Genomic DNA, 20,258 nt, shown 5'->3' with positions numbered 1-20,258 from the left:
ATTATTTTCGGTAAAAAGTTGCGCTAAAAGTAGTGCTATTTCCTACATTATCGGTCACAATCAGTTTAAAATCATTTGCTCCGCTTACACTGATTCCATCTTCAAAAAAATAACGAAGCCTGTTGTTTTTGTATTCATATTCGAGCAAAGCAAATTTTCCATTGATGGTTGCCCGATAGCTTTTTATGCCGGTATCCCTGTCGCTAATTTTGAAATCGATATGCTTCAGCTCAGAAATCCATTTTCCATCCTTAAAGTCGAGCGATTCAATCGTAGGCCCAGTCGTGTCAAGACCTATTTTAAAATCTCCCAGGCTGTTTACGGTTGCAGAAAGTTCATCTCCATTTAGGGTCGCGCCTTCGTAACTTAACAAACCGCGGCTGTTTACCCTGCCAATATACAAGCGTTCGCGATCCTGTGGTTTAAATGCCGAAACATCATAACCCAGGCGTATGTATTCGTGAACGGGAATCGTATCCTGATCGAGGTGCAGGGCATCTGTATTTGCTTTGATGTCCAGATAGTAATCATCATAAAAGGCACCTTTCGGAATAAAAAGCGACCAGGAGCCAACTTCAAAATTTTGTGCCGTTTCAGGCTGCACCAGATAAGGTGTTTCTTTAGGCATTAACGGATTTAAAGTATTTACTTTTTGAATAGTTATGGGAACGGTGAGTGTCGTGGTATTTCCGGGCAGATCTGAAATTTTGATGGTATACAAAGCAGAACCTCCTTCTTTTGACAGATTGAGAATTCCTTTGTTCTGCTCCATTTTAAAAATGCTTAGCGGATTGTTGCGCTCTATAAACAACTTTTGAACACGATCCCTTTCTGATTCAAAAAGCGCATAATCAATCATACGGTTCAGGTAGCGGGTTTCGGCAAAAGAAAACTTGTCCATTTCGACCTCCAGCGTTTTAGACCCGTTTAAGCGAGTTTCAATTTTATAAATCCCGTTGCTGTTGGGTGCGCCATCCTGCCGGTCGATGGTCCCGATAGCAAAACCTATTGGCCCGTAAGCGGTTACTTTTTCGCTTAAAAAGTTTCCATCGGGCTGTTTGGTATACTTTAATCGCACCTTGTTTCTCGAGTTATTTACGGTACTGGTATCTGAAAATGCATAAACCAAAAGATCGTTGATAACCGGTGAGCTGTGATCGGGAACTTCAACGCCAAACAACTGAGCATTCATAGGGCGCTCATTCTTATCTCGAATTTCAAAATGCACGTGCGGGCCACCGCTGCTTCCGGTATTTCCGCTGTAGGCGACCAGCTGACCCTGATCTACCGGCAATTCGTCCGGATTCGGAAATAACTCAATCTCATAGCTTTCCGCCTCGTACTGTTTTGTTTTTACATAGTCTTTCACAACCCCCGCAAAAGCATCCAGATGACCGTAAACGGTGACGTACCCGTTGGGATGGGTTATGTATAGCGCTTTTCCGTAACCGTAATGCGAAATTTTGATTCGGCTTATGTAACCTGATGCACTGGCCACCACATCAAGACCGGTGCGCCCCTGAGTTTTAATATCCAGGCCGCTGTGAAAATGATTGCTTCTCAATTCGCCAAATGATCCTGCAAGAACCGTGGGGATTTTTAAGGGTTTGATGAAGTAATTTTGAGGTATTTCTTCCTGAGCGAAAGAAATTAAGGTACTAAGAAGAATAAAGAGGCTAAATAATTTTTGCACAGATTTTAAAATATTGAATTCCGCAAAGCGGAAGGTTAATCGCTCTAAATTATACATCTTTCGTGTTAAAAAGAATGCCGTTTGCCTTAGAAATTCTAAGATTATAATTTAAAAACGGCAGCTTTAAAGGTATCCGGGATAAGCGGGTATAAAACTAAACAGCAGCGCCCTAAAAATCGTATAGAAAACCTCTGATTTTTTTACTAATCTTAAATCAGACACTAAGGGAGCCGCTGTATTTTAAGATTTGAACTGACTTGCCGGGTGTCATATTCAATCGTTTACGTAATAGATGTTGTGGCTTTAAAAATAAAATAGATTGTATTGTGTTATTAGATGTCGAATGTTAACTTTGTGAGACCAAGCATTGTTAAAAAAAGGTTATGAGTGAACTGTTAGAGCGTGTAGGATCATTGCAAAAGGCAACAACTACTCTTATTAACAGACATCAGCAACTTCAACAGCAATTACAGGCTCTTGCGGCCGAAAATGCACAGCTCAAAGAAGAGAATGCAGCGCTCAAGAAACGTGTAGAAAACTGGGAAGCGAAGTACAGCACACTCAAGACAGCAAATGCTATGCTGGGCAGTAACGATTATAAACGGGAAACCAAGCTCAAAATAAATGCAATGATGCGGGAGATAGATGCCTGTATTGCGCAGTTAGCCGATTAAACAAAGGATATGTCTGAACATCTCAAAATAAAACTTTCTATTGCAGACCGGGTATATCCACTCACTATTTTGCCCCAGCAGGAAGAAGCCCTGCGCAAGGCAGCAAAAGATATTGAGGCGATGATTAAAAAGTTTGAGCAGAGTTATGCCGTTAGAGATAAGCAGGATGTTTTGGCGATGTGCGCACTACAATTTGCTTCTAAAACAATACAAAGGGATCTGGCAGGAGAGGGAGAGCAGGCTGAAGCAGCTCTTAAACTCAAGAATCTTGAAGATTTGATTCAGAGCCAGTTATCCTAACGTTCTTTAAATTAGAATTTACTTACTGCCTACATTGGTTACATTTTTTGGTGAACTCAACACTAATTCTTTATAGAAGGATGAGTCTGGGTTGTAAAAGCGCGCCGTTCCCGATTTTTCGGGATGAACGGATTCTTGATCAGCCCGTTAGTCCTATGATTTATATAAGGAGTTTACTCAAAACACTTCCAATGTAGGCTTTTTATATATATACACTTAATCTATGGACACAGTTTTAACAATCGTAGGGGTCATCTTGATAGCCGGCACTCTGGGATTTTTACTGGCAAAATTGCTGGAAAAAAATAATGCCTCTCAAATCGTTAGTAACGCCCGAAAAGAGGCCGAAAACATTATTAAAGAGGCCAAAAATGAAGGAGATTCTATCAAGAAAGATAAAATCCTTCAGGCTAAAGAAAAGTTTATTGAGCTTAAATCGGAGCACGAAAAAGTAATTTTGGCCCGTGATAAAAAAATCAATGAGATCGAGAAGCGCACGCGTGACAAAGAGTCTCAGGTAAGCAGTGAACTTGCAAAGAATAAGAAACTTAACAAGGATATTGAGACCAAAGTTCAGGACTACAATGAGCGCCTTGAATACCTCGAAAAGCGGCAGAGTGATATCGACAAGATGCACGCCAGTAAAATTCAGCAGCTTGAAGTAATAAGTGGTCTGTCTGCCGAGGATGCCAAGGATCAGCTTATCGAGTCTCTGAAAGATCAGGCTAAGAGTGATGCTATGGCCTATATTCAAAATGCGATGGAGGAAGCTAAGCTTACTGCAGAGCAGGATGCTAAAAAGATTATCATCAATACCATTCAGCGTATCGGTACCGAAGAAGCGGTTGAAAACTGCGTCTCCGTATTCAATCTGGAAAGCGATGATGTAAAAGGACGCATTATTGGTCGTGAAGGTCGAAACATCAGAGCGATTGAAGCCGCAACAGGGGTCGAAATTATAGTAGACGATACACCTGAAGCGATCATTTTATCCTGTTTTGATAGCGTACGCCGTGAGGTTGCCCGTTTGTCGTTGCATAAATTGGTTACAGACGGCCGTATACACCCGGCTCGTATAGAAGAAGTGGTCAAAAAGACAACCAAGCAAATAGAACAGGAGATTGTTGAGGTGGGTAAACGTACCGTTATCGATCTTGGTATTCACGGGCTTCATCCAGAACTCATTAAAGCTGTGGGTAGAATGAAATACCGTTCTTCTTACGGTCAAAACCTGTTACAGCACAGTAGGGAAGTGGCTAAACTTTGCGCGACTATGGCTGCCGAGTTGGGTGTAAATCCTAAACTGGCCAAACGTGCAGGTCTCTTACACGATATAGGTAAAGTGCCCGAGACGGAAAGCGAAACTCCACACGCCTTACTGGGTATGGAATGGGCAGAGAAATACGGTGAGAAACCCGATGTTTGTAACGCTATTGGTGCTCACCACGACGAGATTGAGATGAAAACACTACTTGCGCCTATCGTACAGGTGTGTGATGCGATAAGTGGCGCCCGTCCCGGAGCGCGTCGTCAGGTGTTGGATTCCTACATTCAGCGCTTGAAAGATCTTGAAGATATTGCCTTTGGTTTTGCCGGGGTTAAAAAGGCCTATGCCATTCAGGCGGGGCGTGAGCTTCGGGTGATTGTAGAAAGTGAGAAAGTAAACGATGAGCGCGCTTCGGCCCTTTCGTTTGAGATTTCGCAGAAAATACAAACCGATATGACCTATCCCGGTCAGGTGAAAATCACCGTAATACGGGAGACCAGGGCGGTAAACATCGCCAAATAAATTAAAAAAGCCGCTCTGAAAAGAGCGGCTTTTTAGTTTTACCCAACATGAATATTAATCTAAGTGGTTTTAAGTATAGAAAAGGGATTTTATAATCTTGTCCCTTTAGTTTGATTTACCATACAACTCATTCCAAAGCCGTAGATAGTGATCTGCCAATTGCTGCTCGAGCTCTTTGGGAAATGGATAACCATCAGGACCTACGAATACAAATTTCTCCTCGCTCTGGCTCGTCACCCGCATACGCTGATATTTTTCAACCCATGCATCATAATGATTGAGCAGTTTTTTGGTGTTTTCCAACAGCTCAGGAGCAATGAGATACCCCTGAGTAAGTATCAGATTATTTACCGCTGAATTTGATTTTAAAAGAACCTCCTGCTCAATGTAATGACGTTCTTCAGGTGTTTTAGCTTTTACATAACGTTCAAATGCCAGGCTCGATCGTTGCATTTGAAAATAAATACTTCCCATGGCTTCGCAGGCCTTCTCTTTCCAGGAAAGCTGAGATTTTACGGTATTGGTAATCTTTTCGCTTTGCTTTAATAACAGAAAACCCATCAATCCGGTAAGCAAACTGCTTCCTAAAACTATAGAGATAAGTTTAGCAAGATCCATTTTTAAACATTTTTGAGTTCATTTAATGATTTTTTCAGATAGTCGGCAGGGAAGGAGCTGTTTACTTCAGAAAGATTTTTTTCGCGCCCCAGAGTATACCAGACGCAATCATCATCGGGTTTGTTATAGCATACCACGAGATCACTTAATACATTGTAGGCACCCCGGGTTTTGCCACGGGCAAGATCGTCGTAGGAAATGCCGGCATAATCTTTACAGCTAATAACGCGACCTGACGGATCAATATAACTGCGCCCGGCAATAACCTGGCAACCTGCCGAGAAGTTTGTGCGCCCATCTCCGGACCAATGTATGTTTATAGTGGTATTGGGCTCATCAAGACCTGCTGCAATATCGGCATCGGTTAGCGCGTTGTCTGCAACTTTATCCCTGTAAACCAAAACTCCTTTTGAATACGGTCTTAGGGCTTTGTATATCTTTTGAGCACTCGCAATCTTATGCCAGCTAAGCCGGTATTTATGCTGTCCTTCCACCAAAAAAGCCTCATCACTGCGATCTGCCATCGAGGCGCTGGGATCTGTACTACCCCAAAATGTAAAAGCGAGACCCTTTATAAGTAAAATAAACAGGTCATCATTTTCTCTTTTTTGAGCACTCAGGTCAGGATTGCGGCGTATGCCGATAAGATGTGTTTTTGCAGGATCAAAATCCCAGTGTTGTGGTGCATACGTGTCTGAGGTTTTGGGATAGCCTGCCACGTCTGCCATTATCTTATTGTCAGAAGAGCTGTAATGGGATTTGGCTTTATTCAGGATTTCAAACCATAGTCTGAATTCTTCGGTAGGATTGTTTAAATCGTGCCGTGCCCAGTCATTTATTATCCCGTTTGATTCCCAGCGGTCTATGTGGCTCCAGGTTTTAGGCCCAACCACACCATCGGGCAGACCTATAGATTTGTTACCTTCTATTGAATAGACGTATTCCTGAAACAGGCGTGTGGCAGACTGAGTGCCGTAGCCAAAAATCCCACTGAGCTCTGCATTGGGGAAGAAGCCTTTGTTTTTGAGAAAGCGCTGCAGTCTAAAAACCAGATTTCCGCTTTGCTCCTTAAAATCCTGCCATTGAAAATTGGCCTCGTCCCTAAACTGCTCACGGTCTCTTAATCGTGTAGCCATCCACCGGTGATACGGTCGTAAAAAATCGCCTTTGTCTGCCGGAAGCTTTCCGGCGTCAACAGATCCCAATCTCAACGTACTCATAACATCTTTAATTATAATGACTTATAAATGTATGAATTAATGCGTGGCTTAAACAAAAGGCAAAAAAATAGGGGCAAATGCCCCTATTTAACTACCTGTTTTTCCTGATGTTGATTTAGTCTTCCGAAGAACTTTCATCCATAGAATGGTAAACATTCTGTACGTCTTCATCTTCTTCTATCTTTTCAAGAAGTTTTTCTACCTCTTCAGCCTGTTCCGGAGTTAGTTTTTTGGTAACCTGCGGAATCCGTTCAAAACCACTTGACAAAATCTCGTGATTGTGTTCTTCTAAATAAGACTGAATAGTTCCAAAGCTTTCAAAGGGGCCGTAAATAAGTATTCCGTCTTCATCTTCAAAAACCTCTTCGGCGCCATAATCTATAAGTTCAAGCTCCAATTCTTCCGGGTCGATACCGTTTGCCGCAATCCTGAAGTTACAGGTATGGTCAAACATAAATTCAACAGAGCCCGAGGTACCTAGGTTTCCGTTACACTTATTAAAATAGGAGCGTATGTTAGCTACGGTACGGTTGTTATTATCGGTTGCGGTCTCAATAAGAATCGCGATACCGTGAGGGGCATAGCCTTCAAAAAGCACTTCTTTATATTCGCCCAGACTTTTATCACTGGCCCGTTTAATGGCCCGCTCAATGTTGTCCTTAGGCATGTTAACGCTCTTGGCGTTTTGTATAACGGCTCTAAGCCGTGAGTTTGTGTCAGGGTCGGGGCCGCCTTCTTTAACAGCCATCACGATGTCTTTGCCTATACGTGTAAAAGCCTTAGCCATCGCACTCCAACGCTTCATTTTACGTGCTTTTCTAAACTCAAATGCTCTTCCCATAATTTCATTTTTAAAGGCGGTAAATTTAGTAAAATTCGCCAGTTTGAAAAGTTCTTTTTTGCCCTATAAATCGGGTTTAAGCGTCGATGAGTTTTTCAATAGCAAGTGCCAGTTTGAAGTCTTTTTCGGTCACGCCACCGGCATCGTGAGTTGATAGCGAGATATTGAGGGTGTTGTACACGTTTGTCCATTCCGGGTGGTGTTGTTGATTTTCGGCTTCAAAAGCGATGCGGGTCATCATCGAGAAGGCTTCCTTAAAATTCTCAAACTCCAGCGAGGTGTGAATGGCGTTGTCTTTATATTCCCAGCCTTCCAACTTCTCCAGGCGTTCTTCAATACTACGGGTGTCTAATTTACTCATGGTGTGTTTTTTAATTGTGTTTTATCAAATTTCGCCATTTAAGTTAAGACTTCGCACTATTGGTGCAGATCATTAGGGCACTTTAAGCATATTTTAAGTTTCTTCGGCAGAGCCAAAAGAGAACCTTACCTTTGCAAAAATTGACTTTATGACACATGCTGAAATACGCCGGCTCGAGCCTCAGCCGGTTTGGAAAAACTTTGCTGATCTCAATGCCGTACCCCGGGCTTCAAAGCACGAAGAGCAGGTAATTGCTTTTATGAAAGCCTTCGGCGAAAATTTAAAACTGGAAACTTTTGTAGATGAAGTAGGTAATGTGATTATACGCAAACCGGCAACACCGGGACTTGAAGACCGAAAAATGGTGGTGTTGCAGTCTCACCTCGATATGGTGCACCAGAAAAATAACAACACCCAGTTTGATTTTGCCAAAGAAGGTATAAAAATGAAAATTGAAGGAGATTGGGTAAAGGCCGAAGGCACAACTCTTGGGGCCGATAACGGTATGGGTGTAGCCACGATTATGGCTTTGCTTGAAAGTACAACTATTCCACATCCTGCGATTGAAGCACTTTTTACCATAGACGAGGAAACCGGAATGACCGGCGCGATGGGTTTAAAACCGGGAGTGTTGAAAGGAGCTATCCTGCTTAATCTGGATACTGAGGAAGATGACGAGATAGGAGTAGGCTGCGCCGGCGGAATAGATATCACGGCCACACGCAATTACAGGCAGGAAGAGACAGAACCCGGTAAAACTGGATACCGGCTTACCGTAAACGGCCTTCAGGGCGGACACTCGGGAATGGATATTATTAAAGGTTTGGGTAATGCTAATAAATTGCTGAATCGCTTCCTAACTGATTCTTTTGAAAACTACGGTTTACGCATCAGCGAGATTGATGGCGGCGGTTTGCGCAATGCCATCCCGAGAGAGGCAACTGCGATTTTTTGTATCGATTCGGTTCATGCCGAAGCTTTTCAGGCCGATGTAGCCGAACTCGCCGAAGCTATAAAGGCAGAATATCAAAATCTGGAGCCTAATCTGAATATTTCTTTGGAAGCCACAAATTTACCGGAGCTTGTGATGGAGCTGGGAGTTCAGGAAGGTTTTGTCAAGGCGATGCAGGCCGTTTGGAACGGAGTATACCGTATGAGCCCCGATATTGAAAATCTGGTCGAAACATCTAATAATGTTGCGCGCGTGCGTGTGGGTGGGGGAGCAATTGAAGTCTTATGCCTCACGCGTTCATCGGTAGAATCTTCACGAACGGATCTCGCGAATACCGTACGCAGTGCTTTTGAATTAACAGGCTGTGAAGTCCATTTTTCGGGAGCCTATCCCGGTTGGAAACCCAATATGAACAGTCCCATATTAAAGGTTTTGGTCGATAAATACAAAAAAATAAATAACCACGAACCTCACGTGGCCGCCTGTCATGCCGGGCTCGAATGTGGAATTTTAGGACAAAACTATCCTGAGATGGATATGGTTTCCTTTGGGCCTACCATTCGGGGAGCACACTCTCCTGATGAGCGGGTGAGTATTTCTTCGGTTCAGAAATTCTGGACGTTTGTGCTGGAAATCTTAAAAGATATCCCTAAGGCCTAAATAAAAAAAGGCTGTCTAAAAAGTCTTAATAAACTGAGTTGTCAGGTTGAGCCTGTCGAAACCGATTTTGATAATCAGTAAGTTGAAAATATTTCGACAAGCTCAATATGACACGGTTTGCTTTTTTGACAGCCTTTTTTAGTTTCTATCCTTCAGAATTTGTTTGCTTTTGATTCATAACGTCCTGAAAGCGCTTTTGTAAGTCTTTGCTTTGCTGCAATGCCATTGCAACTTCGCGATACCGGTTAAAGGAAAGGTTATGGTTTTCAATAACTTCCTTCATTTGTTCTACCAGAAGCGGCTGCATTTCCTGCAATTGCGCAACAATCTGCGCATGCTTTTTCAATTCATCTTCCGTTGCCTGTACAGGTACTTCCGGGTTCATTTTTGCTTTCTGAATGGCGTTAAAACGCTCTACCTCGAGACCGTTTTCGGTAATTAATGCCATCATTTTCTGCTTGACGTTTTGATTTACGCTTTGTACCTCTACAAAGGCATCTGCAAAATTATTGAGTTCGTCAGGGGTGATTTCGGTCTGTGCCTGATCTGCGATAGGAGTTTCTGCCTGTTGTGCTTTCGCCGTAAGGCTAAATCCCCCAAGTAAAGCGCCGGTAAGCGCCAGGCTTATGATGTTTCTCTTAAATGTAATCATGTATTGCTTTTATTAATTAAGTCTACAGGATAACAAATAAGATGGGGAATGCCAGAGGTATAAGGCTTAATCGGTTTTTATTTAGAAAAAATTAACAGACAACAGCGTTTTCCATTAACATTTTTCCGGGACTAAAGGTGTTTTTAAGGCTTTATTCAGTCTCCTCTTCAAGTAGTTCTACCTCAAAAACCAGATTGGTACGCGGCGGAATGATACGGTATCCACGCTCTCCATAGCCTAAGTAGTATGGGATAAAGAGCGTGGCCCTGTCACCATAATTAAGTTCTTGAATGCCCTCTTTAAAACCGGCGATCATCTCTGCCTCAGGTCCGTATGGGATTTCCAGAGGTTTGTACATATCGGGTTTTGGGCGGGTTTGCATATTCCAGCTTTCTGCAAGTTCTTTGATATTGGTGTCAAAGAGTTCGCCATCACTAAAGTAACCGGCATAGAGAACCTTAACGCTTTGCGATCTTTTGGGCTTAGTCTTGCTGCCTTCCCGGGTAATGACGTAAGCCAGACCGCTTGGCAGGCTGTCGGTCTGCTTGCGTAAGTCTTCAAACTCCTCTTTTTTGGAGTACTTGCGCTGCTGTAATTCTTCGGCCGCCTGTTTGCGTTCTTTTTCTTTACGCTCTATTTCTTTAGTAAATACCTGAGGCGCATCAAAAAATCGTGCTTTTTTACCTTTTCGTATAATAGTTACTTCCTCGATTTTAACAGGCTTACGGGGCTTGCCGGTTTTGGGATTAAGCATTTCAACCTCAGAAATGGCGTTAAGCACGTCAAAACCTTCACGTAGCTGACCAAAAACCGTATGGCAGCCAATTTGAGGATTAGAACAGTTTTTCAATTCACCTTCCGCGGTGTATGCATCCAGATGCGGACTGGGAACCTGAGTGACAAAAAACTGGCTTCCGTTTGTGTCGTAACCCGAGTTGGCCATAGAAAGTACTCCTATCGTATCATGCTTTAACTCCGGGTGAAACTCATCGTGAAATTTATATCCCGGGCCTCCGCTTCCGCTTCCCTTAGGGTCACCTCCCTGAATCATAAAGCCTTTGATGATGCGGTGAAAGGTGAGGTCATTGTAGTAAGGTTTACCGCTGTAAATGGTATCTGCCAATGGATTTTCACCTTCAGCTAAAGAAACAAAATTAGATACTGCTGCAGGCGTCTTATCGTAAAACAGTTCAAAAAGCATACTGCCTTTTTCCGTTTTAATACGCGCATACAGGCCATCTTTAAGGTCCGGATAGGGATCATCAGAACAACCTGTAAAGGTTAACAAAATTAGAAATGCAAAGTAGGTCACGTTTCTCATCTATTTTAAACTTACGGTTTTTTTAAAACTTCAGGTATTTAGATAATATGCTTTACGGGGTGTTTGCCTCGCCAGACTTGATTTGGTTAAGTGTAACCCGCGTTTGAATAGGCCAGTTCGAACCAATTTTATCAAGGTAGCCGTAGTACCCAAAAGCTTTATGCGAAGGCAATAAAAAGGTAACAGTCTCGCCTTCTTTCATCAATTTGAGTCCGTCCTTAAGCCCAGAAATCAAATCCTGATTGCTTTGCTCAATTTGATAGGTTTGAGTGCCCAGTTCTTCTTCACTTACAATAACGTCTCCCTTAAGCGTCTGAATTTCATAATTAAAAGTAACGAGGTCACCGGTTTCTGCTGTGGCAAGCGCGGTGGTATCTTTTACATTATAATAATACCAGAAACCTTTGTCTGAAGTAAAATACTCATACTGCGGATTGGCTTCCATCAATTTTTTTATGGCAGATTCTTCGGCTTTATTGAGCTCCTTATTTCGCGCTATGGAAGCATCAATATAAGAACCGCCGGCGTGACTTACGGGGCGGCGCGCCTCGGGAGTCTTGCAACCGGCAAGAGCCAGTAGGGCAACTAAGAGGAAATTAAATTTGTTCATTCAGGGCTTCTTTGTATTGGGGTAATATACTAATAAAATAGTCAACTGTTTCCTGTAACGAGCGATCGCTTTTACCGCCGGCTGCATTGGTATGGCCTCCTCCTTCAAAGTGTTCACGTGCCATCAAATTAACCGAAAAATCCCCTTTAGAGCGCAACGAGATTTTGACGATGCCTTCCTGTTCATTTTCAATAAAAATAAGGGCTAAAACCACTCCGTCTAGTGACAGGCCGTAGTTTACAAAACCTTCGGTGTCGCCTTTTTGATAATTGTGTTTGTCTAGTTCTGCCTGGGATAAGGTGATGTAGGCAGTTTTATAATCTTCAAGTTTTACAAGATTGGTAAGTGCCGTGCCCAGCAATTGCATACGCTCGTAGCTGTTGGCGTCAAAAATTTGCTGGTGGATGTAAGCATTATCGGCACCTTTTTCAATAAGGTTTGCAATCACACGATGCGTTGTTGCTGTGGTAGATCTAAAGCGGAAGGATCCCGTGTCGGTCATAATTCCTGTGTAGAGGCAGGTCGCCATATCTGCGTCTACCAGGTGGGTGGCATCAAGCATCTCAAAAGTGTGATATACCATCTGGCAGGTGGCACAGACCGTGACATCACTGTAGGTTACCACGGCATAATCATCCGGTTGCTGGTGATGGTCTATCATGATGAATTGCGCGGTAGCTTTATCCAGATCATGCTGCATATCGCCCACACGCGAAAGCGAGTTAAAATCCAGAGTAAAGATAAGCTCGGCTTCTTTGATAAGGCGTTTGGCTTTTTTGTTTTGAAATTCAAAATTAACCACCTGATTATCGCCGGGCAGCCATTTTAAAAATTTCGGATAATCATTTGGGGTAATTACCGTAGCGCTATGGCCGGTCTTGGTAAGGTATTGTCCCAGGGCCAGGGTAGAACCCATCGCGTCACCATCGGGATTCTTATGCGGGATGATTACAATCTTTTTAGGTGATGCTAATAAGGATTTGAGAAGGACTATTTCTGCGTTTTTCATAGTTGACGAAGATACGATTTCTTGATATAGACTTAATACGAGAAGTTCTAATTTTGAACCTAAGCAAAATGTGAGCGATGAAAAATACAGGTATCAGGCGGTTTTCTATTTTACTTTTTTGTGTACTCGTGTTTCAGACACTGTGTGCTCAAAAGGAAGATTCGGGGACTTTTAAGATTCTTTTTGGCTCGTGCAACCGTACCGAATTGCCAAATCCTTTTTGGGATCAAATGGCCGCTGCGCAGGCTGATGTTTTTATTTGGGGAGGAGATGCGATCTATGCCGATACGCGAAATATGCGTAAGATGAAAAAAATGTATCGTGCGCAGAAAAGCATTCCGGAGTATAAGGCTTTCGCCGAAAGTATTCCGGTGATGGGAACCTGGGATGATCACGATTATGGTCTAAATGATGCCGGGGCTGAGTATGCCGAAAAGCAAAAGAGCCAGCAATTATTTTTAGATTTTATAGGAATGCCTTCGGATGCCGAAACACGCCAGACTGAAGGGGTTTATGCATCTAAAGACTTTAGCGTTTCCGGAAAAACCATAAAAATTATTGTTTTAGATACGCGTTACTTTCGGAGTAAACTGAAACGCGCAACAGATCCCGAAAAGCGCTACGCACCCTTAAAAGATACCACAGCCACGATGTTAGGTAAAGAACAATGGGCCTGGCTTGAGAAAGAACTTTCTGAAGCTGCTGATTTCACAGTGATCATGAGCAGCATTCAATTTTTAAGTAAGGAACATGGTTTTGAGACATGGGGTAATTTTCCGCACGAGGTTGCCCGTTTTGAGCAACTCATCAAAGAATCCAATTCAAAGGCAGTGATCCTTTTAAGCGGTGACCGTCATATTGCCGAATTTTCAAAAAAAGAACTTCCGGGACTGGAATATCCACTCATTGATTTTACCAGTAGTGGTCTTACACATACCTACACAGCTTTTGATGGCGAACCCAATAGCTATAGAGTTGGAGAAGTCGTCACCCTTAAAAACTACGGTTTAGTAGCTATTGATCTCAGTACTAATGAGGTTCATTTCAAAATGATGGGCGAAAATAATGAGGTTTTACAGACATTAACACAGGATTATTAATATTCGTTAAGCCTTTTAGCTATTGTCATTAAAAGAATTACTTTTGCAGCGATTTTTAAAAACCAGAGTAGCGCCTTATAAACCATACCGGCGCGCTTAAAACAAGAAGAAATGGCAACAAACAGAACGTTTACCATGATTAAGCCCGATGCTGTAGAAAACGGACACATCGGTGCAATACTAGAAAAAATTACTGCTTCAGGTTTTCGCATTGTAGCGCTTAAACTTACCCAAATGACTGTTGCTGATGCGCAGGAATTTTACGCGGTGCACAGTGAGCGTCCATTCTTTGGCGAACTTGTAGAATTTATGAGCAGAGGTCCAATCGTTGCAGCTATTCTTGAGAAAGAAAATGCTGTTGAAGACTTTAGAACGCTTATTGGTGCTACCAATCCTGCTGACGCGGCTGAAGGAACCATCCGTAAATTATATGCAACTTCTGTAGGTGAAAACGCAGTTCACGGTAGTGACAGCGATGAGAATGCAGCTATAGAAGGTGCTTTCCATTTCTCAGGAAGAGAGATGTTTTAAACCCCTCAACTCTAAAGACGATAGGGAAAAATGAGGCTTATCTCAATATTCCCCGGAGTTCGGAAAATTAAAAGCAGCCCCTGGGCTGCTTTTTTTATGCGCTGTTTAAAGGCTTGCACTTAACGTAAGATCACTTTTTTTATGATTTCCCGTCCCAATTGCTCGTTGAGATTGGTGCGTATTTTTTCTTTGCCATAACTCAGTTCTTCCCGCAATACCGAAGAGCTAAGCTGCACCATAAGGCGGTCACCGTCCAGTTTGATCTGGGTCGTGTATTTGGCAATAGCCGGTCCCATTACATCGCGCCAGGCTTCGGCCACGTCAACCTTGTCTATGCCTTTTTGCAATTTGTTTTTTTCAACAAATGCGCCCAAAACATCTTTTAAAGATCTGGGGTCTGCGTCGCGTTGTGCCATTAATCGGTAATATTTATAGGTTCAAATTTTTTGTACGTGTAGGTTATACCCCGTGCATTGCGCACCTGCAATTCTTCTGCGTCAGCTTTTAAGACCACTTCCTGCCAGGTATCGTAATTGGTACTGTATTCCAGATAGAGTGAGTCGTTTTTAATGCGTGCTGTCACTGCCTCACGCGAATCTGTACCTACAAAGCTTCCGTCTATACGTGGGAGTACTTTGGTTCTGAAACCGGTAGAATCTTTAATTTCAATATAATCTACCCGTTCGCTAAAACTGTATTCACGTTCCTTACCGCCAACCGTTTCAACCTGTTTGATTTCCCAATAGCCGTTAAGGTACTGCAATTGCTCCTGCGGATTGTTTTGGGCGCAGCCCAAAACCAGAAAACTTAGAGTTAAAATCAGATAATAAGCGTTTTTCACAATTTAAAGAGTTTATACGATTGGTGAATTTCTTTTACAATGGCTTCGGTACGGTCAGGATGCGTGTCACTTATAAACAACTGCCCAAAATTTTTATCATTGACCAGATCGATGATTTGGGTAACCCGGTTTTCGTCCAATTTATCAAAAATATCATCGAGCAGGAGCAGGGGTGTGGTACTGCTTTGCGCTTTAATAAAATCAAACTGCGCCAGTTTTAAAGCGATAAGATAGGATTTTTGCTGACCCTGACTGCCAAATTTCTTTATCGGATGTCCTTCAATCTTAAAACCCAGATCATCGCGGTGTACTCCCACACTGGTGTACTGCAATGCTCTGTCTTTCTTCAGGTTTTCAATAAAAAGCTGACTTAAAGGCGCGTCGTGCAACTGGCTTTTGTATTTCAGTTTGACGTTTTCTTTCCCGCCGCTTATAGCTTCATAGCGTTTTTTAAAAATTGGGGTAAAAGCTTCCAGAAAAGCTGCCCGTTTTTTAAACAGCAGGCTTCCCAGGTCGTGCATCTGGGCATTGTAAATCTCAAGTGTGTCTGGATTGAAGGTGTGATTTGCGTTAAAATACTTAAGCAGGGCGTTGCGCTGCGACAGGGTTTTGTTGTATTTAAGCAGGGTGTCGAGATAGGACTTGTCGCTCTGCGAAATCACCCCGTCAATAAACTTTCTGCGGGTTTCGCTGCCTTCAATAATAAGATCCCGGTCTGCGGGCGATATAATGACCAATGGTAAAAAACCAATGTGGTCTGAAAAGCGCTCGTAAACTTTACCGTTGCGTTTTATCACCTTTTTTTGACCGCGTTTGGCACTTACAATTACTTTTTCCTCACGCTCGTTTTTCTCATAAACCCCGTCAATCACAAAAAATTCTGCATCGTGATTGATGTTTTGAGTGGTAATGGGGTTGAAGTAACTTTTACCGAATGAAAGGTGGTATATAGCATCAAGCACATTGGTTTTTCCTACCCCGTTATTGCCCACAAAACAGTTGATCTTTGCATCCAGTTCAAAGGATGCCGATTCAAAATTTTTGTAATTGATAAGCGAAAGGGCTTTGAGAATCATAGGTTTTTTTTCGGCTTAAAAAATGCTAATTGCTTGAAAAATAAGGAGCTGAATTGTGCGGGTGTCGTCTGCAAATTATTGAAAAATAACAAAACAATCCGCTATCAATATTGAATAAAAATTTTATTTTTGCGCCCAACAAAAGTTAAAATATGGCTACATATCAAAAAAGAGGATATAAACCGAAGAAAGAGGAAGAACTAGAAGAGCAATTGCACGATGAAAGTACAACGGCAGAAGTTTTTGATTCTCTTGACGAAGGAGCAAACCGCACCGAAGCCTGGGTAGAGCAAAACCAGAAACCTATATTAATAGGTATCGCGGTTGTGGTAGTTGCTGTTTTAGGATATTTAGGTTACGAGAAATTTGTTCAGCAGCCTAAAGAATTAGAAGCCTCTAACGAAATGTATCAGGCGCAAAACTATTTCAACGAGGCGATTGAAGGCAGCGTTGCTAAAGATTCACTATTTAATCTGGCACTTAACGGTGGTGAAGGGAAATTTGGTTTCCTTGAAATCATTGATAATTACGGAAGCACCAAAGCTGCTAACCTGGCTCATTATTATGCAGGTATGGCGTATTTAAACCTCAATAAATATCAGGAAGCTATTGATGAGCTTGAAGATTTTGAGAGCGATGATATGATGCTTGCTCCGTTGGCTAAAGGTGCTATTGGCGATGCATTTATGCAGTTAGATCAACCTGAAGAAGCGTTGTCATATTACGAGGATGCTGCAAAAATGCGCACCAATGACTTTACAACTCCGCGTTTTCTGATGAAAGCTGCTCAAACAGCTATTAGTCTGGGACAAAACGATAAAGCGGTAGGTTATCTTGAGCAGATTGAAGAATCGTATTCAGATTCTCCAATTGCGAGTGAAGTACCTCTTTATTTAGGTATGGCCAGAGCAGAGTAAGAAGCCTTGCTTAATTAAAAAAATAAAATATGGCAACAACAGACTTGTCTGTTTACGATAAAGCTACAATCCCAAACGCGAAAGACTTTCGGTTTGGGATTGTTGTTTCAGAATGGAATGACAACATAACCGAAGGCCTTTTTCAAGGTGCTTTTGATACGTTTATAGACTGCGGCGTGCGCAAAGATAACATCGTACGCTGGAATGTTCCCGGGAGCTTTGAGCTCATCTACGGCTGTAAAAAAATGCAGCAGAGCTACGATATGCTAGACGCAGTAATTGCCGTAGGAAGCGTTATTCAGGGAGAGACCAAACACTTTGACTTTGTGTGTGAAGGTGTGGCTCAGGGTATTAAAGATCTTAACGTACAAAACGATATCCCGGTAATCTTCTGTGTGCTCACCGATAATACGATGCAACAGGCTATAGATCGTAGCGGAGGCAAACACGGCAATAAGGGCGTGGAAGCTGCAATCGCCGCGATTAAAATGGCCCAACTGCGCAAGGAAGCCCGGTTTTAGGAGTTACTAGTTACTAGTTATTGGGTTATTTTAGTTATTTAAAAACCGAAGACTTGAAACTGGGACGGTCTATTAATTCAGAATTAAGAATGTAGAATTATGAGTTAATTTTATTGAGCTATCCGAATTTTGTATTTCTGATTTCTAATTTATTATTTTCTTCATACAACCTGTAACCTGTAACCTGTAACTGCCCACTGCAACTGCTTACTGTTTTTTTTTGGAATGCTTTTTGAAACATCCCTTTTAAAGCTTTACAGCTTTTTTACGTAACTTTAAATTTTTAGCGATTATGGGAGTTTTAAAAACACGCAAGAACAAGAAATACAGCTACAGTCCCCGGTATTATGAGGGAGACACTAGTCCGTATAAATTAGAATCCAAATTTGATAAGTACCGAAAGGCTACGCTTGAAACCAAAGGTTTAAAGGCAAAATTTACTACAGCCTGGGAAGATTACAAATACAATAAGGATGAGCGTGCGCGTAAAACGACTTTGCTTATTGTAGCCATTTTAGTCTTTCTCTTCCTATACATTATTGATTTTGATCTGAGCATTTTCTTTACCTCTTAATCAAACGTATTTTTTGCGTTTAGGCTAAAAAAAGTACCCTCAGATTTTTAACTTGCACTACTTTTTAATTTTTAGCTAAACCGAATTCATGTCTGATATTATCAAGCTTTTACCCGATCATGTGGCCAATCAAATCGCTGCAGGAGAAGTGGTACAACGCCCGGCTTCTGTGGTTAAAGAACTTCTGGAAAACGCCATTGATGCCGAAGCGACTCAAATCAAGCTGTTGATAAAAGACGCAGGCCGTACCCTGATTCAGGTAATTGATGACGGTAAGGGAATGACCACTACAGATGCCCGGCTTTCTTTTGAGCGGCACGCCACTTCAAAAATCTCAAGTGCCGAAGATTTATTTGCCTTACATACCAAAGGTTTTAGAGGCGAGGCTTTGGCTTCAATCGCTGCAGTTGCTCACGTAGATTTAAAAACAAGGCCCGAAGGAGAAGATGTAGGAACCCAAATTGAGATTGAGGGCAGCACAATCAAATCGCAGGAAGTTTGCGCCTGTCTCAAAGGAACTTCCATCGCCGTAAAAAATTTGTTTTTTAATATTCCCGCAAGGCGGAATTTTCTCAAATCTGATTCAGTCGAACTCCGGCATATTATTGATGAATTTCAGCGCGTTGCATTGGCACACGAAGGAATTTCTTTTGTGATGTATCATAACGATGGCGAACTCTTCAATCTTCCAAAAACCAATAAAAGACAGCGTATCGTTGGGGTTTTTGGTCCTAAGACCAATGAAAAACTGGTCCCGGTGACTGAAGATACCGAAATCGTTACTATCGAAGGCTTTATCGTAAAGCCCGAATTTGCAAAGAAAACCAAAGGGGAGCAGTTCTTTTTTGTAAACGACCGCTTTATCAAGCATCCCTATCTCAATCACTCGGTAAGTGCAGCTTTTGACGGTTTATTACCCGACAGGGCGAGAGCCAGTTATTTTCTGTTTCTTCGGGTAGATCCCAAGACTATAGACATCAATATTCATCCTACCAAGACGGAGGTGAAGTTTGAAGACGAGCACGCCATCTATACCTTGTTGCGTGCGGCAGTAAAACACAGTCTGGGGCAATTTAACATCGCTCCGGTTCTTGATTTTAACCGGGAGTCTAGTATGGATACGCCGTATTCTTATAAAAACAAGGCGGTTGAAGCTCCGCGTATTGATGTGGATCGCAACTTCAATCCCTTTGAGACGGTAAGTCCTAAAAGTGGTTTTGGCGGCACGCCCAATTATGAAAAAAAGAGCGCTGCAGGTTGGGAAAATCTCTACGAGGGTCTTGAGAAGCAATCCCGTTCAAATTCCTTCAGCAGTCTTGAGATGGAGGAAGAATCTGAAACCGAGTCGCTTTTTGTGGAGCAGGAAAGCAGGGGTTTTGGTGATAAACCCATGACAGAAACTGAGACGGCAAATACCTATCAACTACATAATAAATATATTGTAAGCGCCATTAAAAGCGGTATGCTGGTCATCGATCAACAGCGTGCGCATCAGCGGGTGCTTTATGAAGAATTTTTACGCAATATTACCGTTAAAGAATCGGTGAGTCAGCAATTGCTTTTTCCGCTGAGGCTGGATTTTTCGCCTACTGAATGGATGATTATAGGCGAACTGAAAGAATCTCTCGAGAATACCGGTTTTATGCTCAATATGTCTGAAGAAGGTGTGCTTGAAATAAGTGGGATTCCTGCCGGAATTCCCGAAAGTGAAGTTTCAATTGTATTAGAACAACTTTTAAGTGATGTAGAGCACGAGGTTCCCGATTCGGGCTTTAGCCAAACCGATGTTCTGGCTAAAAGCATGGCCAAGAGTATGGCGGTAAAAACCGGAGAAAAGCTTGATGAGTTATCCCGGGAGCATTTGGTCAACAAATTATTTGCCTGTACAGAGCCGTCCTTGTCTCCATTTCATAAAAAAACCTTTATAACGCTTAGTGTAGACGAGCTGGATCGTAAATTTAACGCCTAAATGGTTTGTCGCTTAAGCGACTTTAATTT

22 protein-coding genes are annotated in these 20,258 nt (G+C 42.3%); 10 read left to right on the top strand and 12 right to left on the bottom strand.

Annotation, left to right across the window (positions count from 1 at the left end):
* Position 1 precedes the first annotated feature (1 nt).
* Positions 2-1,693: a M23 family metallopeptidase gene (locus ACSSS3_RS18510; protein WP_442845888.1), complete on the bottom strand. Its 1,692-nt coding sequence runs from the start codon at positions 1,691-1,693 to the stop codon at positions 2-4.
* A 383-nt stretch (positions 1,694-2,076) separates the two neighbouring features.
* Between ACSSS3_RS18510 and ACSSS3_RS18505 the strand changes: the two genes are divergently transcribed.
* The 3 genes from ACSSS3_RS18505 to rny all read left to right on the top strand — a co-directional run bounded on the left by ACSSS3_RS18505 (position 2,077) and on the right by rny (position 4,456).
* A complete protein-coding gene (locus tag ACSSS3_RS18505) occupies positions 2,077-2,367 on the top strand; it encodes a hypothetical protein (protein ID WP_442845887.1) in 291 nt (96 codons plus the stop codon).
* A 9-nt stretch (positions 2,368-2,376) separates the two neighbouring features.
* Positions 2,377-2,667, top strand: coding sequence for a cell division protein ZapA (locus tag ACSSS3_RS18500; protein WP_442845886.1), 291 nt, complete (start codon positions 2,377-2,379; stop codon positions 2,665-2,667).
* A 223-nt stretch (positions 2,668-2,890) separates the two neighbouring features.
* Positions 2,891-4,456 (top strand): ribonuclease Y, encoded by a 1,566-nt coding sequence (gene rny / locus ACSSS3_RS18495; RefSeq protein ID WP_228229426.1) that lies wholly within the window; start codon positions 2,891-2,893, stop codon positions 4,454-4,456.
* Positions 4,457-4,561: 105 nt separating this feature from the next.
* Here the strand turns inward: rny and ACSSS3_RS18490 are convergent, their stop codons facing one another.
* The 4 genes from ACSSS3_RS18490 to ACSSS3_RS18475 all read right to left on the bottom strand — a co-directional run bounded on the left by ACSSS3_RS18490 (position 4,562) and on the right by ACSSS3_RS18475 (position 7,496).
* Positions 4,562-5,074 carry a hypothetical protein gene (locus tag ACSSS3_RS18490; RefSeq protein ID WP_442845885.1) on the bottom strand — a complete coding sequence of 171 codons (513 nt, stop codon included), beginning with the start codon at positions 5,072-5,074 and terminating at the stop codon, positions 4,562-4,564.
* Positions 5,075-5,076: 2 nt separating this feature from the next.
* Positions 5,077-6,294, bottom strand: a complete 1,218-nt coding sequence (locus tag ACSSS3_RS18485; protein WP_442845884.1) for a peptidoglycan-binding domain-containing protein — start codon at positions 6,292-6,294, stop codon at positions 5,077-5,079.
* A gap of 115 nt (positions 6,295-6,409) precedes the next feature.
* Positions 6,410-7,135 carry a YebC/PmpR family DNA-binding transcriptional regulator gene (locus ACSSS3_RS18480; protein WP_442845883.1) on the bottom strand — a complete coding sequence of 242 codons (726 nt, stop codon included), beginning with the start codon at positions 7,133-7,135 and terminating at the stop codon, positions 6,410-6,412.
* Between the two features lie 76 nt (positions 7,136-7,211).
* Positions 7,212-7,496 carry a 4a-hydroxytetrahydrobiopterin dehydratase gene (locus ACSSS3_RS18475; protein WP_442845882.1) on the bottom strand — a complete coding sequence of 95 codons (285 nt, stop codon included), beginning with the start codon at positions 7,494-7,496 and terminating at the stop codon, positions 7,212-7,214.
* Between the two features lie 148 nt (positions 7,497-7,644).
* Here ACSSS3_RS18475 and ACSSS3_RS18470 point away from each other — a divergent pair, with 148 nt between their 5' ends.
* On the top strand, positions 7,645-9,108 hold the full coding sequence (locus ACSSS3_RS18470; RefSeq protein WP_442845881.1) for an aminoacyl-histidine dipeptidase: 1,464 nt from the start codon (positions 7,645-7,647) through the stop codon (positions 9,106-9,108).
* A gap of 145 nt (positions 9,109-9,253) precedes the next feature.
* Here ACSSS3_RS18470 and ACSSS3_RS18465 read toward each other — a convergent pair whose 3' ends face one another.
* From ACSSS3_RS18465 to ACSSS3_RS18450, 4 genes are all read right to left on the bottom strand, one after another.
* On the bottom strand, positions 9,254-9,760 hold the full coding sequence (locus tag ACSSS3_RS18465; RefSeq protein WP_442845880.1) for a DUF4168 domain-containing protein: 507 nt from the start codon (positions 9,758-9,760) through the stop codon (positions 9,254-9,256).
* Positions 9,761-9,911: 151 nt separating this feature from the next.
* Entirely contained in the window at positions 9,912-11,081 is a 1,170-nt protein-coding gene (locus tag ACSSS3_RS18460; RefSeq protein WP_442845879.1) for a peptidylprolyl isomerase, read from the bottom strand.
* A gap of 52 nt (positions 11,082-11,133) precedes the next feature.
* Positions 11,134-11,691: a gliding motility-associated peptidyl-prolyl isomerase GldI gene (gldI, locus tag ACSSS3_RS18455; protein ID WP_442845878.1), complete on the bottom strand. Its 558-nt coding sequence runs from the start codon at positions 11,689-11,691 to the stop codon at positions 11,134-11,136.
* Positions 11,678-12,700 carry a DHH family phosphoesterase gene (locus tag ACSSS3_RS18450; protein ID WP_442845877.1) on the bottom strand — a complete coding sequence of 341 codons (1,023 nt, stop codon included), beginning with the start codon at positions 12,698-12,700 and terminating at the stop codon, positions 11,678-11,680. The genes gldI and ACSSS3_RS18450 overlap by 14 nt, the downstream gene beginning before the upstream one ends.
* Before the next feature lie 77 nt (positions 12,701-12,777).
* Between ACSSS3_RS18450 and ACSSS3_RS18445 the strand changes: the two genes are divergently transcribed.
* Positions 12,778-13,800, top strand: a complete 1,023-nt coding sequence (locus tag ACSSS3_RS18445) for an alkaline phosphatase D family protein (protein WP_442845876.1) — start codon at positions 12,778-12,780, stop codon at positions 13,798-13,800.
* A gap of 111 nt (positions 13,801-13,911) precedes the next feature.
* Positions 13,912-14,331 (top strand): nucleoside-diphosphate kinase, encoded by a 420-nt coding sequence (locus ACSSS3_RS18440; protein WP_228229414.1) that lies wholly within the window; start codon positions 13,912-13,914, stop codon positions 14,329-14,331.
* A gap of 119 nt (positions 14,332-14,450) precedes the next feature.
* Here ACSSS3_RS18440 and ACSSS3_RS18435 read toward each other — a convergent pair whose 3' ends face one another.
* The 3 genes from ACSSS3_RS18435 to recF are packed head-to-tail and all read right to left on the bottom strand — an operon-like array spanning position 14,451 to position 16,248.
* A complete protein-coding gene (locus ACSSS3_RS18435) occupies positions 14,451-14,747 on the bottom strand; it encodes a DUF721 domain-containing protein (RefSeq protein ID WP_228229413.1) in 297 nt (98 codons plus the stop codon).
* The gene (locus ACSSS3_RS18430) at positions 14,747-15,172 is read right to left on the bottom strand and encodes a lipocalin family protein (RefSeq protein WP_442845875.1); all 426 of its coding nucleotides are present in this window, start codon (positions 15,170-15,172) and stop codon (positions 14,747-14,749) included. The genes ACSSS3_RS18435 and ACSSS3_RS18430 overlap by 1 nt, the downstream gene beginning before the upstream one ends.
* Positions 15,169-16,248, bottom strand: a complete 1,080-nt coding sequence (gene recF, locus ACSSS3_RS18425) for a DNA replication/repair protein RecF (protein ID WP_442845874.1) — start codon at positions 16,246-16,248, stop codon at positions 15,169-15,171. Before recF ends, ACSSS3_RS18430 begins: the two co-directional genes overlap by 4 nt.
* Positions 16,249-16,400: 152 nt before the next feature.
* Between recF and ACSSS3_RS18420 the strand changes: the two genes are divergently transcribed.
* The 4 genes from ACSSS3_RS18420 to mutL all read left to right on the top strand — a co-directional run bounded on the left by ACSSS3_RS18420 (position 16,401) and on the right by mutL (position 20,229).
* Entirely contained in the window at positions 16,401-17,165 is a 765-nt protein-coding gene (locus ACSSS3_RS18420) for a tetratricopeptide repeat protein (RefSeq protein WP_228229410.1), read from the top strand.
* 29 nt (positions 17,166-17,194) lie between these two features.
* Positions 17,195-17,686, top strand: a complete 492-nt coding sequence (gene ribH / locus ACSSS3_RS18415) for a 6,7-dimethyl-8-ribityllumazine synthase (RefSeq protein ID WP_228229409.1) — start codon at positions 17,195-17,197, stop codon at positions 17,684-17,686.
* Positions 17,687-17,978: 292 nt separating this feature from the next.
* Positions 17,979-18,260 (top strand): riboflavin synthase subunit beta, encoded by a 282-nt coding sequence (locus ACSSS3_RS18410; RefSeq protein WP_228229408.1) that lies wholly within the window; start codon positions 17,979-17,981, stop codon positions 18,258-18,260.
* A gap of 88 nt (positions 18,261-18,348) precedes the next feature.
* A complete protein-coding gene (gene mutL / locus ACSSS3_RS18405; protein WP_228229407.1) occupies positions 18,349-20,229 on the top strand; it encodes a DNA mismatch repair endonuclease MutL in 1,881 nt (626 codons plus the stop codon).
* Positions 20,230-20,258 lie beyond the last annotated feature (29 nt).

The sequence above is a fragment of the Leeuwenhoekiella sp. H156 genome, assembly GCF_052218455.1.
Lineage (GTDB): Bacteria > Bacteroidota > Bacteroidia > Flavobacteriales > Flavobacteriaceae > Leeuwenhoekiella > Leeuwenhoekiella parthenopeia.
This window is presented reverse-complemented; position numbering and strand designations above follow the sequence as displayed.